Raw genomic sequence first — 227 nt, forward strand, 5'->3', positions numbered from 1 at the left:
TCCAACTGCGACAGTCTTTCAAATCAAAATGGCAAAAGAAGGTTACTTCAAAGCTCTTGCAGCGTTACCCGAAGTAATCAGACAGTTACAATCACCCACGTGTGACACCGATAAGGCGTCAGCAATTATGCTTCACGCAATGGATGAGGTCAGAGGAATGCTGGGCGTAATCTTCGCATTGTCTCAAAGCTCTCTAGCGGGACGAACAACACCGATCGAGGGGGTCG

At 48.5% G+C, this 227-nt stretch carries 1 protein-coding gene; it reads left to right on the top strand.

The genetic code is table 11. The annotated features are described in order from the left end of the window. The coding region (locus A3712_RS28045; protein WP_197465905.1) for a hypothetical protein at nt 1-227 on the top strand (227 nt) is incomplete at both ends.

This window comes from Vibrio sp. HI00D65 (assembly GCF_001635455.1).
Classification (GTDB): domain Bacteria; phylum Pseudomonadota; class Gammaproteobacteria; order Enterobacterales; family Vibrionaceae; genus Vibrio.